At 73.4% G+C, this 15553-nt stretch carries 12 protein-coding genes; 4 read left to right on the top strand and 8 right to left on the bottom strand.

What is annotated here, in order from left to right; genetic code table 11:
• The first annotated feature begins 12 nt into the window (after nucleotides 1-12).
• A complete protein-coding gene (locus tag B7R87_RS06980) occupies nucleotides 13-1065 on the top strand; it encodes a polysulfide reductase NrfD family protein (protein WP_006349776.1) in 1053 nt (350 codons plus the stop codon).
• A gap of 157 nt (nucleotides 1066-1222) precedes the next feature.
• Here B7R87_RS06980 and B7R87_RS06975 read toward each other — a convergent pair whose 3' ends face one another.
• From B7R87_RS06975 to B7R87_RS06960, 4 genes are all read right to left on the bottom strand, one after another.
• Complete coding sequence (locus B7R87_RS06975; protein WP_040916559.1) at nucleotides 1223-2746, bottom strand: phytoene desaturase family protein; 1524 nt, start codon at nucleotides 2744-2746, stop codon at nucleotides 1223-1225.
• Nucleotides 2747-3441: 695 nt separating this feature from the next.
• Nucleotides 3442-4050, bottom strand: a complete 609-nt coding sequence (locus B7R87_RS06970; protein ID WP_332903368.1) for a TetR/AcrR family transcriptional regulator — start codon at nucleotides 4048-4050, stop codon at nucleotides 3442-3444.
• A 121-nt stretch (nucleotides 4051-4171) separates the two neighbouring features.
• The gene (locus B7R87_RS06965; RefSeq protein ID WP_006349779.1) at nucleotides 4172-6259 is read right to left on the bottom strand and encodes a YhgE/Pip family protein; all 2088 of its coding nucleotides are present in this window, start codon (nucleotides 6257-6259) and stop codon (nucleotides 4172-4174) included.
• Nucleotides 6231-7028, bottom strand: a complete 798-nt coding sequence (locus B7R87_RS06960; protein ID WP_006349780.1) for an ATP-binding cassette domain-containing protein — start codon at nucleotides 7026-7028, stop codon at nucleotides 6231-6233. Before B7R87_RS06960 ends, B7R87_RS06965 begins: the two co-directional genes overlap by 29 nt.
• A 173-nt stretch (nucleotides 7029-7201) precedes the next feature.
• On the opposite strand from B7R87_RS06960, the gene B7R87_RS06955 reads away from it, so the two are divergent.
• The 3 genes from B7R87_RS06955 (at nucleotide 7202) to B7R87_RS06945 (ending at nucleotide 9453) form a co-directional block, all read left to right on the top strand.
• On the top strand, nucleotides 7202-7783 hold the full coding sequence (locus tag B7R87_RS06955) for an SAV_6107 family HEPN domain-containing protein (protein WP_130584559.1): 582 nt from the start codon (nucleotides 7202-7204) through the stop codon (nucleotides 7781-7783).
• 214 nt (nucleotides 7784-7997) lie between these two features.
• Nucleotides 7998-8780: a class I SAM-dependent methyltransferase gene (locus B7R87_RS06950; RefSeq protein WP_006349781.1), complete on the top strand. Its 783-nt coding sequence runs from the start codon at nucleotides 7998-8000 to the stop codon at nucleotides 8778-8780.
• 256 nt (nucleotides 8781-9036) lie between these two features.
• A complete protein-coding gene (locus B7R87_RS06945; RefSeq protein WP_006349782.1) occupies nucleotides 9037-9453 on the top strand; it encodes a DUF3040 domain-containing protein in 417 nt (138 codons plus the stop codon).
• 278 nt (nucleotides 9454-9731) lie between these two features.
• On the opposite strand, the gene B7R87_RS06940 is transcribed toward B7R87_RS06945, so the two are convergent.
• From B7R87_RS06940 to B7R87_RS06925, 4 genes are all read right to left on the bottom strand, one after another.
• Nucleotides 9732-12158, bottom strand: coding sequence for a transglutaminase family protein (locus B7R87_RS06940; RefSeq protein ID WP_006349783.1), 2427 nt, complete (start codon nucleotides 12156-12158; stop codon nucleotides 9732-9734).
• Nucleotides 12158-13594, bottom strand: coding sequence for a DUF58 domain-containing protein (locus B7R87_RS06935; RefSeq protein ID WP_130584558.1), 1437 nt, complete (start codon nucleotides 13592-13594; stop codon nucleotides 12158-12160). Before B7R87_RS06935 ends, B7R87_RS06940 begins: the two co-directional genes overlap by 1 nt.
• Nucleotides 13594-14637 carry an AAA family ATPase gene (locus B7R87_RS06930; RefSeq protein WP_006349785.1) on the bottom strand — a complete coding sequence of 348 codons (1044 nt, stop codon included), beginning with the start codon at nucleotides 14635-14637 and terminating at the stop codon, nucleotides 13594-13596. The genes B7R87_RS06935 and B7R87_RS06930 overlap by 1 nt, the downstream gene beginning before the upstream one ends.
• Before the next feature lie 349 nt (nucleotides 14638-14986).
• Nucleotides 14987-15529: a beta-class carbonic anhydrase gene (locus B7R87_RS06925; protein WP_040916563.1), complete on the bottom strand. Its 543-nt coding sequence runs from the start codon at nucleotides 15527-15529 to the stop codon at nucleotides 14987-14989.
• Between the last annotated feature and the right edge of the window lie 24 nt (nucleotides 15530-15553).

Below are 15553 nucleotides of genomic sequence, written 5' to 3'. Positions count from 1 at the left end.
AGAGGGGCGGGGATGGGTCTTACGGTCCTCTACATCGCTTTCGGTGTCGTGGCGCTGTGGCTGCTGGGTGAGGTGCTGCTGCAGTACAAGGCGCGACTGCGCTGGCGGCTCCTCGCCTTCGGCGGCTTCCTCACGGTCGTCCTGGGCGTTCTGGTGGCCTCCCGGGTGGTCATCGCGCTGGGCGCGATCGCCTTCGCCGTGGGACAGACGTATGTGACGCTCTCCTTCCGGAAGGGCTTCTCCACCGGCTGGGCGATCGGCGGCCGTCCGGGCGCCAGCCGCCGCCGCAGGGACGGCGCGAAGGAATCCCGTCCGGCGGCCGCGGACCGCGCCGCCGGTGAGGAGACCGGCCCCCGGCGGGCGTACGACGCCATCGACAACAGCAACACCAACAGCACCAACGGCAGCGGCGGAATGGGCGGTATCGACGTTCCGGATGCCGGGGACCACGCCTTCCCGGCCGCCCCCGAGGTCGGCGTCCTCGCCGGTGCGGGAGCCGGTGCGGGCGCGGGAGTACCGGGCGCCGCCGGTTCGGTGTACGAGCCGCAGCCGATGCCCGACGAGACCGGTCAGTACGGTGTCTACAGCGACACCGCCTACATGCCCACGGTGCAGCAGCAGGACGCCGTCCTGCCGGACGGAACCCCGGACGGCGGTGCCTACGACAGCGGCTACGCCCCGTACTACGGCGACCAGCCCGCCCCCGACGCACCCGCCGGACCCCCCGGCGGCTACGACTTCGGCGGTGAACAGCAGCAGTACCCCGCCTACTCGGATCCGTACGTGGGCGGCGCCCAGCAGTACACCCCCTACGAGGGCGGGTACGACAGCTTCGGCAACCCCCAGCCGTACGGCGCGCAGGACCCCTCCGGCTACTACCCGCAGGACGGGCTGACGGACACCCCGCCCGGCGGGGTGTGGGTCCCCCAGCAGCGGGACAACGAAGCGGCGCAGCAGCCGGGCCCCGGCGGCGAACAGCCACCGTACGACTACGGCCAGGGCCAGGGCGACGGTCACGGCAACGGCCCGGGGTACGACAACGAGCAGCAGCAGTACCGCTACTGAGCCACTGAGCCGCTGTGCCGCTGACGCGGAGCCCGGACACGGCGCGGAACCAGCCGCGTCGGGCACCGGAGGCACCACGGGGCCGCGCACACGCTGATGGGCCCGCCGGATATCCGGCGGGCCCATCAGCATGCGGGACGGCCTGTGTCCCGGCGGCTCACTGGGAGCCGCGGAACCCTGCGCCCTCCACGATCAGCCCCGCGACCAGCGCCCCCGACATTCCCTCGTGCGCGAGCCCGCCGCCCGGGTGGGCCCGGCCGCCGACGAGATACAGCCCCGGCAGCCGGGTGCTGTTCGCCGGATGCAGCCAGCGGCCCCCGGGTCCGGCCAGCGCGGGCGCGGGCAACGCCCCCGTCTCCGCGGGCGTCAGCACCTCCTGCCACAGCAGCCGTTCCCGCAGGGCGCCCGGCCCGCCGAACCCGGGGTCAGCGGCTGCGACCGTGTCGATGAGCGTCTCCGCGACGCGTTCGCGCAGCGCCTTGTCGGTCCAGTCGGGGCCGGTCCCGGGCGCGCCCGGGGCGTGGTGCCCGGCGACCGTCGCCGTCAGGGTGACGGCCTCGTGGCCGTCGTCCGGGCGGGTCAGCGGATCACACGGCCGCAGCACCGCCACCGTGGGCCGGTCCGCGACACCGCCGCCGAACACGGCCGCGGCCTCCGCCGACGGGTCGGGGGAGTGCACCACGCTCCGATGGGCCACGCCCTCCCCGGCCGCGCCCCGCAGCGCCAGCAGGACCGTGAACCGTCCGGGCGGCACCCGCTCCGGGAGCCGGACGTCCCCGTCCGACCAGAGCACGTCCGCCGCCCCTTCGGTCAGCAGCGCCGCCGCGTCCGCACCCGCGACCACATGGTCGGCCTCCACGGCCGTACCGTCGGCCAGGACGATCCCGGCGGCCCGGCCCTCCCGGACCGCGATCGACACCACATCCGAGCCGAAGGCGAACTCCACCCGGCGTTTGCGGCACCGCTCGTACACGGCCCGCGCCAGCTCCCGCAGCCCGCCCGCCACGTACCAGGTGCCGAAGGTCTGCTCCAGATACGGCAGCAGGGCGGCGCTCGCCGGGGCGTGACGGGGGTCGAGCCCGTACGCCAGGGCGTACCAGGAGAAGAGCGTGGCAAGCCGGGGGTCGCCCAGCTCCCGAGCCCCGACCTCGGTGACCGTCGACGCCCGGCGGGTCCGGAGGAAGGACCGTCGCTGCAGGGCCGGGTAGGGGTCGCGCTCCAGTACCTGCCGGTCGGCCCGGAGGGGCTCCTCCAGCAGCGGACGGCGGGAGCGGTCCCAGGCGTCCCGGGCCCGGCCGAGGAAGTCGCCCCAGCGTTCGCCCGCGCCCGTGCCGAGCGCGCCGTCCAGCGCGGAGACGATTCCGGCCCGGGAGGCGTCCGGCAGCGCCACGACGGTGCCGTCGGCGAAGAGATGGCGGCTCGCGGGCGAGACCGGGACCAGCCCGAGACAGTCCTCCAGCGGCTCCTTGCCCGTCTTCAGGAAGAGATCGCGCCAGACCGCGGGAAGATGGAGCAGCCCGGGACCGGTGTCGAAGACGAAACCGTCCCGCTCCAGGACACCGAGCGCGCCCCCGTACGTCTCCGAACGCTCGTACACCGTCACCCGGTGGCCGGCCACGGCCAGCCGGGCGGCGGCCGCCATCGCGCCCATTCCGGCGCCGATCACCGCAATCCTTGCCATGTCCGTGACTCTATCGACCGTCGCCGGCCGTCCGGTCACCTGCCCGGCCCGGCCCCCGCACCCGTCTCTGTGGCGGGTGGGACGGCGGAGGCCTGAGTATGCGTACCTAGCCACGCAGATGAGTAGGTATGCGGATGGGACCGGGCCCCGCGGGGCGGGAGAGTGGAACCACCGAAGGGGAGAGGGCCGGTACCGCGAACACGGGGTTGCGGAACGGCAGGCTCCGCCGAGGGAACGGGGTGCAGTACGGAGGACCTCGCCAGAGGTTCTCCACGACCGCGGGGGAACAGCGGTTACGGGGGCCGGACGGTCCACGGGGGTCTCGGGGGAGACGGACGTCCGGTGCAGGAAAACAGGGGGAACGGCCGTGTGCCGGTCCGCCCGGGCCGGGAAGTGGGCCCGCGGCGGACCGGCACCGTCGTGCGTACGCGCCCCCGTCGCACGCCCCTGTCGCGCGCCCCCGCACCCGGCCTCGTACGGGCCCCTCGCACCCGACCTCGTACGGGCCCCTCGGACCGGCCTCGTACCAGCTCCTCGCACCCGACCTCGTACGGGCCCCTCGGGCCGGCCCCTCGGACAAGAAACCCGTACTCGACCCCGTACAGAGCCCTGGTACGAAGCCTCGTACAGAACCCCTCCTACGGAGCCGGTACGGGCCCCCGTGCGGCCGCCGGTCCAACCCGGTCAGTCGCCGCTCAGCGCCCGCTGACCCGCCCGTGCAGCAGCCGGGACAGCGCCGCGTGCACCTCGTCCAGCGACCGCTCCGGCTGGAAGGACTGCCAGTCCAGCGCGGCCACCAGGACCATCCCGACCAGCGCCGCCGCGGTGAGCGGAATGTCGATCTCCGCGCTCAGCTCGTCCTGCTCCACCGCCTCGGCGAGCACCGTCTCGACCACCGCGACCGCCTGCTGCCGCACCACCAGCAGCGTCTCCTGCCAGGCCCGGTTGGTCCGCCACAGCTCGGCGACGTACAGCTGGGTGAAGGCCGGATAGCGGTCGATGAAGACCAGACCGGCCCGGATCATCGCGTCCAGGGCCTCGACCTTGCTGCCGCCGCGCTCGGCGGTCTCGTCCGCGGCGGTCTGCAGCGACGAGGTCAGCAGCCCGACACCGAACCGCAGCAGCTCCTCGAAGAGTTCGGTCTTGCTCTTGAAGTTGTAGTAGACCGTCCCCTTGGCCACTCCGGCACGCTCGGCGATCTCGTCCACCGTGGTGGCGGAGAACCCCTGCTCGGCGATGAGCGTCACCGCGGCCTCGTAGAGCTTGGCCCGGGTCGCCCGGCGGCGGGTGCTGGTGCTGTCCATGGCGTCCATGGTGTCGATTCTCACAGGTCCCATACGTTGCACGGACCGCCTTCCCGTACGGTCTCAACTGGTGATACCGGCGCGGCCGGGAACAGCGGCGGCCGTACGGGAAGGCGGAGGGTCACAGGCTCAGTTCCGGGTGCAGCCGGTCCAGCGTCCAGACCTGCTTGCGCCGCGCGGTGAGCGCCGTGAGCGCCAGGGCGCCCGCGGTGAAGACCAGCAGCACCGCCGCGGCCTGCCACACCGGCTCCGTGCTCCCGCCCGTGATCAGCCGGCGCAGCGCGTCCACCACGTGGGACATCGGCAGGAACGGATGGATCGCGTTGAAGAAGCCGGGGCTGGTCTGGACGGGATAGGTGCCGCCCGCCGAGGTCAGCTGGAGCATCAGCACCGCGAGGACCAGGATCCGGCCCGCCGCCCCGAACCGCGCGTTCAGCCACTGGATGATGGCGGCGAAGCAGCCCACGGCCAGGGCGAGGAAGGCGACCGTCGCCGCTCCGTGCACCGGGTCGAGGCCCAGCCCCCAGTGCAGGACCGCCATCAGAACGGCCACCTGGGCCAGTCCGATGGCGAACACCGGCAGCCAGCCCGCCAGCGCGATCCGCCAGGCGGACGCCCCGGCGGCCAGGGCGCGCCGGTTCATCGGCTGGATGATCATGTACGCGACCATCGAGCCGACCCAGAGGGCGAGCGGGATGAAGTACGGGGCGAATCCGGTGCCGTAGTTGGGGGCGGTGTGCAGGGAGCTGCTGGCCAGCTTCACCGGGTCGGCCATCACCTCCGTACGGCGATCGCGGTCCTCCTGGCCGTAGTCGGGGATCTTCGCCACACCGTCGGTGAGCCCGCTCGCCAGCTCCGTCGAGCCGTCGACCAGCTTGAACAGCCCGCCGTCGAGGTTTCCGGCACCCGTTTTGAGCCTGCCCACCCCGGTGTCGAGTTCGGCGGAGCCCGATGCGGCGTTCAGCAGTCCGCTGTGGAGGGCGTTCGCACCGTCCGCGACCTTCCCGGCCCCGGCGTTGAGCGCGTTGACGCGGGAGACCGCGGAGGCGAGGTCGTCGCCCAGCTTCGGCGCGCTCCTGGCCAGGTCTGCCGACTTCTTCTGGAGGTCGGCCAGCTGGGTGTCCAGCCGGCCGAGGTCGGCCTGTTCGCCGCCGAGGACGGTGCCGACGCGGTCGGCGACCGTACGGACCTCGGTCGCCGTGTCCCGGGCGCGCTGGAGCGCCGGGCAGAGCGCGGGGTCGGGGGCCGCGGCCCGTTCGCACTGGACGTCGTACAGCTCGGTGAGTTCGGCGGCCGAGGTCCGCGCCTGGACGGCCGCGGGCGGGGCCGACTTCGTCAGCCGGTCCAGCTCCTTGCGCAGGGTGCCCGCGGTGTCGGAGACCGTACGGGCCGTGGCGCCGATCGTCGCCCCGCCGTCCTTGAGATGCGGACTGACGCCGTCCGCGAGGCCGTTGACCTTGGCCGCGAGGGTCCGGGTGCCGTCGGCGATCCGGCGCGAGCCCGACTCCAGTTCGCCCGCCCCCTTGGTGAGCCTGCTCAGTCCGCCGGACAGCTTCCCGGTGCTGTCCTTGGCGTTCTTCAGACCGTCGGCCAGATCGGCCGAGCCCTTCTTGGCCTTGCCGATACCGCCCTTCAGCTCGTCGGCGCCCTTGGCCGCCTGCTCGGTCCGGTCGTGGATATCGGAGAACGAGATGAAGATCCGGTCGAGGAAGGAGCGGGACGCCTTGGTGGAGGCGGCCGTGCGCACCTCGGCGAAGACGGTCCGGGAGATCTGCCCGACGATGTAGTTGTTGGCGTCGTTCGTCCGCACCTGGAGGGCCCCGGTCTCGGGCGATTCGCCCGCACCGGACGCGATCCGCTTGCTGAAGTCCCCGGGCACGGTCAGCGAGAGGTAGTACGTGCCGTCCTCGACGCCCTTGCGGGCCTCGGCGGCGCCCACCTCGTGCCAGGAGAAGACGTCGCTGTCGCGGAGCCCCTCGGCGATCTCGTCGCCCGCGGCCACCTTCTCACCGCCGGCCGTGGCCCCCCGGTCGTCGTTGACGAGGGCGACCGGGATGCGGTCGAGCTGCTCGTACGGATCCCAGAAGGACCACAGGTAGAGCGCGCCGTACAGCAGCGGCAGCAGCACGATCGACACGATCGCGGCCCGGGGCAGCCGCCCCCGTCCGAACCGCTTCAGCTCAAGCGCGGCCAGCTTCGGCGAGCGCATCGGCCGTCCCCTCCCCTTCGGTCCTGCCGTTCTTGATGCCGGTGCCAGGGCTTGCTTCCCGGTCCGGCGCGCCGTCCGTACGGACGACGGTGGTGCACTCCTCGGTCCGTGCCTGGCTGCACACCGCGAGAACGGTGGTGCCGGAGTCCGCGACGGAACGCAGCAGTCGCCAGGCGGCGATCCGGTCGGCGTCCGGGAGCTTGAGATCGGTGTCGTCCACCGCGAGCAGCCCGGGGCGGCCGATGAGCGCCAGGGCGATCGACAGGCGCAGCGCCTCCAGGCGTTCCAGATCGCGTACGGCGGTACGCCCCTCCTTCACCAGCCCCGACCGGTCGAGACCGGCCGCCGCCAGGGACTCGTCGATCCGGCGCCGCGCGGCCCGGGCGCCCTCGGCGCGCGGGCGCAGCAGCGAGCGGAAGGAGTCGTCGAAACGCCGCCGCAGCAGGGCCCGTTCGCGCAGATGCTCGTCGACCGTGAGCGCCGGGTCGAGATCACTCACTCCCGGTACGGGACCGAGGGCGCTGATCCTGCGCACGGCGGCCATGCCGCGGGGCAGGGAGTGCCCGCCGACCTCGGCCCGGCCCTCGGTGGGCCGCATCCGTCCGGTGAGCGCCAGCAGCAGACAGGTACGGCCGGAGCCGGACGGGCCCGCCAGGGCGATCAGGGAACCGGGCGCGGCTTCGACATCGACCGAGCGGAAGGCCCAGCCGCGCGGGCCCTTCAGTCCGAAGCCCTCGGCGCTGATCGCCGCCCCTCCCGGGCTGTTCACGTGCTCTCCCCTCAGGAGCCCTACGGCCAGAATTTGAACTGACCGGTCAGTGCAAAAATTAGCGTGAACCGAGAACGGGCACAAAACCGCAGGTCAGGGCGGATTGTCAGTGGTGGCGGCCACCATGGACACCTACGGCTAACACGCCGTCACACGACGACAGGAGGTTCGTCATGGCCCGTCACCACGCAGCCGCCGCACACCGGCGCCGCGCCACCGGCCCTGTCCCCTCACTGACCGGGCCCGCAGACGATGTGCACCCCGTGCCACGGCGTGCCTCCGCCCCGCCGGCCGCCCTCGACCTGCTCGCCCGGGCCCGCGCCTCCCTGGCGGAGGCCGCCGGCCTCGACACGCCCAACGAGCGCTACGCCACCGCCCATCTGGCCGCCCTGCGCACGGCAGCCGCAGTGCTGGCCGCCCGGGGCTACCCCGACGACCCGGTCCCCGCCGCCCGCGGCACCGCCCCCCGCCGCGGCCGCCGCGCGGGCATCCGCAGCGCCTGGGAGCTGCTGCCCGAATCCGCCCCGGAGCTGGCCGAGTGGAGCGCCCACTTCGCGGCGGGAGCGGACCGCAGGGCCCGCGCCGTCGCGGGTATCCGCGGGGCGGCAGGACCGCAGGACGCCGACTCCCTGCTGCGCGACGCGGAGACCTTCCTCCGCCTCGCCGAACGGCTGCTGATGCTCCAGCCGGTGCTGCCCCGCCCGAGGCCGGAGCCACCGCCCCCGGCGTCCGGAGCAGGTGAGCGGGCGAGCTGACGGCCACCGCCCCGCCCGGCCGCGCGCTGAAGGGCGCCCGACCCGGACCCCACCGGGAAGGGACGCGGCGTCCGGCGGGACAGGCAATAGGGTGGGGTTTGTCGTTCGGCACCACGAACGCCGCAGCGGCACCGCCGCCCCGCACACCGTCCGCCGCCCGTCCGGCCCCGCTTCCCGCGCGGCCGGACCCGCACCGCCCGAGGAGTCAACTGCCGTGCCGGACCAGGCCCCCCGTGGGGAGACCCCGACGCGTTCGCCCCGCGCCTCCCTCCGTACGTCCGTCGTATGGGAGGTGCTGAAGGAGGCCATCGACCGCCGGGCCGAGGCCACCGGATCGCCCGTGCTGGACATCCTCGACACCGGCGGCGGCAGCGGCTCCTTCGCCGTGCCCCTGGGCCGGCTCGGCCACCGGGTCACCGTCGTCGACCCCAGCCCGAACGCCCTGTTCGCACTGGAGCGCCGGGCCGCCGAGGCCGGCGTCGCCGACCGTGTCCGCGGCGTCCAGGGCGACGTCCACGGCCTCTTCGACGTCGTCGAGCCCGGAGGGTACGACGCGGTGCTCTGCCACGGCGTCCTGGAGTACGTGGACGACCCCGCCGAAGGCGTACGGAACGCGGTCGACGCACTACGGCCCGGAGGCGCGCTCAGCCTGCTCGCCGCGGGCCTCGGCGGCGCCGTGGTCGCCCGGGCCCTCGCCGGACACTTCGCCGAGGCCCACCGGGCCCTCGACGACCCCGCGGGCCGCTGGGGCGAGGGGGACCCCGTCCCCCGCCGTTTCACCGCCGAACAGCTCACCGAGCTGGCCCGGGGCGCCGGGGCCGAGCCCGGTGCCGTCCACGGGGTCCGGGTCTTCGCCGATCTCGTCCCCGGGGTCCTGGTGGACACCCAGCCGGGGGCCCTGGACTCGCTGCTCGCCCTCGAAGCCGCCGCGGCCGAACTGCCCGCCTTCCACTCCGTGGCCACCCAGCTCCATGTACTGGCGCGGAAACCGGGCTGATCAGCGGCGCAACCGCAGACGGAGTACGCCGCGCACCCCCCGAACGAGTCGATCGCACCGTATGATCGAGGGACACCGTCCGGCATGACGGATCGGAGGCCGGGGAATCAAAGCCTCAGCAGCCGAGCCGCCGTGGCGGCCCGAACCAGCGATTTGACGTACTGACATAGAGGGCGGGTTTCACGGGGGCGATTCCCTGCCTATCCTGAAAGGGCCGCAAACGGTCGCCCCCGCGGCCGACGACTAGGAGGACTCCGTGCCGCTCTCGGAGCACGAGCAGCGAATGCTCGAGCAGATGGAGCGAGCGCTGTACGCCGAAGATCCCAAATTCGCGACAGCGCTTGAGGGAAGCGGGCTGCGTACGTACACCCGGCGACGGGTCTACCAGGCGATTGCCGGTTTCCTGGTGGGTATCGCGCTCCTCATGGCCGGAATGGTCGCGCAGCAGATGATCTGGATCAGCGTGGTGGGCTTCCTCGTCATGCTGGGCTGTGCGGCTCTGGCGGTCACCGGCTGGCGCAAGGCGCCCAAGCCGGGCGAGAAGCCGACCCTGGGGGACGCGCCGGGAGGCGCGGGCGCCCGTCGCCAACCCCGCCGGACACGTCAGCGCAAGTCGATGATGAACCGCATCGAGGAGCGGTGGCAGCGCCGCCGCGATGAACAGGGCCACTGAGGCAGTCCGCTCCTGAGGCAGCATCGCCGTCCGCTGCGCCCGCCCGGCCGGAGCCGTCCGGCCCCGGGCACCGGCGCGCAGACGAACTCGGCGCGGAGATGAACTCTTCGACCCCGTCACCCCATGGTGACGGGGTCTTCGCATACCGCCACCGCACCCGTCCCGGTCCGGTGCGACGGCTGCCCCTGCCCCCTCCACGGGCCTCCGCCCGCCCCCGGGGGCTTTCACCCGGGATCCCCGTCCGGGCCGGACCCTGCCGACCCGGACGGCCCTCTTTCTCAGCCGCGCCCGCGGAAGGGTCTCCGGAGCTCCGGCAGACGGGCCCGCCAGGAATCGGCCCGGTCCCGGAGCCGCCCGGCGAACGCCTGCCGACGGGCCGCGAGCGCCCACACCACCCGGACGGACGACCGGGGGAACAGCCTGGCCCGGATCCGCTCCCACCGGCCCGCACCCGCCGACAGCCCGGCCCGCACCCGGGCCACGTCGTCCACGAGACCGGGCACCGGACGGGGCCCCGGGGCGTACAGCACCTGCTCCACAGCACCGGCCGTCCGGTGCACCGACTCCGCCGCCGCGCCCTCCAGCTTGCCCAGCAGCACGATTCGTACAGCCGACCGGCGGGCGGTGAGGGACTCGTCGGGCGGTATCCCGTGGTCCCACGCCAGATCGGTCACCTCCTGCCAGGCCAGCAGGGCCCGCTCGGCCGCGTCCTCGTCCGTACGGCCCCGGGAGCCCAGCCGCCGGGCCGTGACCCGGACCCGCCACAGCATCGGCACCAGCGGCAGCAGAATCAGCGCCGCCCCGGCCGGTACCAGCAGGAACGGCCGCCAGGACGGCGGGCCGCCCGAGCCGGTGGCCGTGCCCTCCCCGGCAGCGGCACTCTCGGCGCACTCACCGCGCTGCCGCGCGTCCGCCGGACAGTCGTCCGAGGCGGACACCGTCGGCGCGGGCGCCTGCGACGCCGTCTCCCTCGGCTCCGACGGAGCGGCGGACTCCTCCGCGGACGGAGAGTCGGGAAGGCTGTAGTCGGGGGCGCTGCCGATGCTCGGCGTCGGCTCGAACCGGGTCCACCCCACACCTTCGAAGTACAGCTCGGGCCAGGCGTGGGCGTTGCGGTTGCTCACCGACATCGAACCGTCACCGCGCGCGGTGCCCGGGGTGAAACCGACCGCCACCCGGGCCGGGATGCCCAGCGTCCGCGCCATGGCCGCCATGGAAGCGGAGAAATGGACGCAGAAGCCCTCCTTGTCCCGGAGGAAGCGGGCGATGGCGCCCGGACCGCTGCCCGAGTTCACATCGGTGTCGTAGGTGAAGCCGCCGGTCGTGGTGAACCACTCCTGGAGCCGTACCGCGGCCTCGTAGTCGCTTTCGGCCCCGGCCGTGACCCGGCGGGCGGTCTCCTCGACGACGCTCGGCAGCGCAGGAGGCAGCCTGGTGTACTCGGTGGTGATGTCAGCGGGCGGCGCCGGGGCCGTCGCGAGCTGCTGGGCCGTCGGCTGCACCAGCAGACTGCGGATCGTGTACTCCAGGTCCCGGGTGTTCTGGCCCCGGTCACCGACCAGGGAACGCCCCTCCGGCTCGAAGCGCCACCGCCCTTCGACGTCCACCCCGGCCGCGGGGAAGGGCATCGGCAGCCACTCCTGCGCGAACGAACCGGCGGCGGTGATCCTGGTCTCGACCTCCTGGGTGCGGACGGAGGAGCTGAGGCCCTCGGGCCGCGGCAGCTGGTCCGGCAGATCTTCCACATCGCGCTCGGACGTCAGCCACCGGGAACCGTCGAACCGGTCGAGGGCGACCAGCCTGAGGTACATGCCGCTGGTGTCGGCGGCGTTCGTCCGGTAGCGCAGCCATTCGCGCTCGGCGGGCTGGTTCAGACTGTTCTGCAGGGACACCATCGGGTTGACCGCGTTGATCGTCCCGCTGCCCGAACCGGAGCCGTCGCCCCCGTCGAGGTCCGACAGCAGACCGCCGTCGAGCGCGGGCAGCGCCAGCGGCACCACCAGGGCGACGCCCAGCGCCAGCACTCCGATCCGGCGGCCGGTGCGCACCGGCGCCCCGGGAGTACCCCCGCTGCCGAAGGCCCGCTCCCCCCGGGGCGGCGCCGACGGCGTCCCGGAGAAGACCCGGCCCCACTGGGAGAGCCGGTCCCGGCTCTCCGCCAGCAGGAGCAGCAGATACCCGGACGCGGCGAGCAGGAACCACAGGGCGCTCGCGGCACCCCCGGCCAGTCCGGCGGCCACCGAGTACAGCGCGAGCAGCGGCAGCCCGGCGGGAGCCGCGCTGCGGAACGTCACCGCGATCGTGTCCACCATGAGCCCGATCACCAGCACGCCGCCGACCAGCATCAGCCGGATGCCCTCGGAGGCGGGCGCCGGTATCGCGTACCGCTCGATGTCCTGCCCGCCGATGCTCATCAGCTCACCGAACCGGACCAGCGTGTCCGGCCCCGGCACCACGCCCAGCAGCGCCCGGTCCCCGGCGAAGACCAGGGTGAGCAGCACCAGCCCGGCCAGGGCCTGGGCGGCGACGGTCAGCGCGGACGGCAGCGGAAGCCTCCGCGCCAGTACGCCCACCCCGCTCTGGACCGCCAGCAGGAACGCCGCCTGCACCAGCCAGCCCGGCGAGTCGACCAGCGGCAGCAGCGCGCCCGCCGCCATCAGTGTCGCCGCGTATGCGCAGAGCGCGAGCCGCCCCCGGCCGCTCATCAGCGCCCCCCGGCCGTCATGGCGGGACCGGTTCCGAACGGCCCCGGCCCGGCCGGGCCGCCGGCCGCTTCGGCCCGCTCCCGGGCGGCCTGCTGCCAGAGTGCGGGCAGCCCCGTCCCGGGCGGTACCGCCAGCGCCGTCCACCCCGCCTCGCGCAGTACGCGCAGCGCGTTCCCGGTCTCCCCGCTCATCGCCCCGCCCGTTGTCCATGTCTCACCGTCGAGGAGGAAGGCGACGGCGTTCGCACTGCGCTGCCGCATCCGCGCCACCAGCGCCGCCTGCTCCTCGTCGAGATCGCCGAAGAAGGCGATCAGCAGCCCCTCGGCGCCGTCGCGGAGCGCCTCGTACGCGGATTCGACGCCCTCTCCCTCGGAGTGGTCGACGACCGCCAGCACATCCATCAGCAGCCCCGCCGACTCGGCCGACTCCACGGCCGTCCCGGAGAACCCGCCCGCGGCGGAACCGGCCCCGCCCGGCAGCGGGCTGCCTTCGTCCGTCAGTAGTCGCACCGCATACCCCTGCGCCAGCAGATGCATCAGTACGGATGCCGCCCCGGACACCGCCCATTCGAAGGCCGCGTCCGGACCCACCCCCTGGTAGGCGATGCCCCGGGTGTCGAGCAGGACCGTGCAGCGAGCCCGCCGGGGCTGCTCCTCGCGGCGGACCATCAGCTCGCCGAAGCGCGCGGTGGAGCGCCAGTGAACCCGGCGCAGATCGTCCCCGTGCCGGTAGGGGCGGGGGATGATGTCGTCGTCGCCCGCGAGCGCGAGGGCCCGCAGCCGCCCGTCGCCCTGGCCCGCACCGTCGCCCAGCAGCGGCACCGCGGGCAGCTCCTCGGTCCGCGGAACGACGGTGAGCAGGTCGAAGGCGTTGAACGAGCGGGTCAGCTCGCACATGCCGAACGGATCGTTCAGCCGGAGCTGGAGCGGGCCGAGCGGATAGCGGCCGCGGAGGTCGGAGCGGACCCGGTACGAGACTTCGCGCCGGCCGCCGGGCTCCAGCCTGTCCAGGACGAACCGCGGCCGGGGCCCCAGCACATAGGGCACATGGTCCTGGAGCATCAGCAGCCCGGTGGGCAGCTTCGACACATTGTCCATCCGCAGATGCACCCGGGCCTCCGAACCGGCGGCCACCCGCGCCGGAGTGAGCCGGCGGCTGCCCGCGACCCGGTAGCGGGTGCGGTAGAGCACGGTGGCACAGACCAGCGGCAGCACGGCCAGCAGCAGGCCGACCCGGAGCAGGTCCTCCTGCCCGAGCACATAGGCGCACACCCCGGCGGCCAGCCCGGCGGCGACGAAGGACCGGCCGCGCGTGGTGAGCCCGGCCAGGGCGATCCGGACCGCCCCCTTGTCCCGGTCGCCCGGGGCCCGCCCGGGGCCCTCCTCGTCGGCCGTGCCCCACGCCTGTCCCGCCGCGGCGGGATCCCGGTCCGGCATCAGAGCCGCCGGTTCCCGGGCCGCTGGCCGTAGAGCGGCGCGGTCCGGCCGCCCGTACCGAACGCGGTCTCGGTGCCGTCGGCCGCCGGAACCGGGGTCCGCTGGAGGATCTCCAGCACGATCTGCTCGGCCGTTCTCCGGTTGAGCTGGGCCTGTGCGGTCGGCAGCAGCCGGTGCGCCAGCACCTTCACCACCAGCGCCTGGACGTCGTCCGGCAGGGCGTAGTCCCGGCCGGAGAGCGCGGCCTCGGCCTTCGCGGCGCGCAGCAGATGCAGAGTGGCGCGCGGCGAGGCCCCCAGCCGGAGGTCCGGATGGCTGCGGGTGGCGGCGACCAGCTCGACCGCGTACCGCTGGACGGACTGGGCGACGTGCACCTGGCGCACGGCCTCGATGAGTTTCACGATGTCATGGGCGTGGGCCACCGGCTGGAGGTCGTCCAGAGGGGACGCCCCGCCGTGGATCCCCAGCATCCGCAGCTCGGCGTCCGCGCTGGGATAGCCGATGGACACCCGCGCCATGAAGCGGTCCCGCTGGGCCTCGGGCAGCGGATAGGTGCCTTCCATCTCCACCGGGTTCTGAGTGGCGACCACCATGAAGGGGCTGGGCAGTTCGTAGGTGATCCCGTCGACGGTGACCTGGCGCTCCTCCATCGACTCCAGCAGCGCCGACTGCGTCTTCGGCGATGCCCGGTTGATCTCGTCGCCGATCACGAACTGGGCGAAGATCGCGCCCGGCTTGAACTCGAAATCCCGCCGCTGCTGGTCGAAGACCGATACGCCCGTGATGTCGGACGGCAGCAGATCGGGCGTGAACTGGATTCGCCGCACCGAACAGTCGAGTGACCGTGCCAGGGCCTTGGACAGCATGGTCTTGCCCACGCCCGGCACGTCCTCGATGAGCAGATGCCCTTCGGCCAGCAGGACGGTCAGCGACAGCCGTACGACCTCCGGCTTGCCCTCGATCACGCTCTCCACCGACCTGCGGACACGATCCGCGGTCGCGGTCAGATCCGTGAGACCAGCTCGCTCGTCATAGGTCGTCACCCGGCCCTCCTCGGCCCTTTCCCGGCCGGGGACACACATGGCCCGGCCCACCCCGAGGCACCCAGCCCCGGCCTGTACCCGGGGGTGCCCGTACCGGCATTCTTGTTGCCGTCGGCGTGTCGTGTCACTCGCCTGTGGACAACCGCAGGAGTTTTGTCGGATTGGCCGTTTTTTCCCGCGGTGTTCGACGCGTCACACGCACACTCCTCACACGTTGATCACGCGGGAAACGGTTCCGGGAGCACGGATTCCGGTTACCGGTGGCCGGGGTCGGTAGCCGGCGGCCGGTCCCCGGAAGCGCGACCGCCCCGCCGGAGCACTCCGGCGGGGCGGTCGCGGTCGGGGCCCGTTACTGCGCCGGGTCGATCTCCCGCAGCAACCCGCTCTTCACGTCGAAGACGAACCCGCGGACGTCGTCCGTGTGCCGCAGGAACGGAGAGGTCCGCACCCGCTGCATCGACTGGCGTACGTCCTGGTCGACATCGCGGAACGCCTCCACCGCCCACGGCGGACGCTGCCCCACCTCGTCCTCCAGTTCGTGCCGGAAGTCCTCGGTCAGTGATTCCAGCCCGCAGCCGGTGTGGTGGATGAGGATCACGCTGCGGGTGCCCAGCGCCCGCTGGCTGATGGTCAGAGAACGGATGACGTCGTCGGTGACGACTCCGCCCGCGTTACGGATGGTGTGGCAGTCGCCCAGTTCCAGCCCGAGCGCGGCGTGCAGGTCGAGCCGGGCGTCCATGCAGGCGACGACGGCCACCTGCAGTACGGGACGGGCGTCCATCCCGGGGTCCTTGAAGTCGGCGGCATAGCGCTGATTCGCCTCCACGAGGCGATCGGTGACCGGTCCGCCGGCACGCGTCGGACCGGGGGAGGGGTGCGCAGAAGTCGTCATGTCGACGACGGTAACGGGGACCGG

The organism is Streptomyces tsukubensis (genome assembly GCF_003932715.1).
Classification (GTDB): domain Bacteria; phylum Actinomycetota; class Actinomycetes; order Streptomycetales; family Streptomycetaceae; genus Streptomyces; species Streptomyces tsukubensis.
Note: the sequence above shows the minus strand (reverse complement) of the source record. Positions and strands in the feature narration are given on the sequence as shown.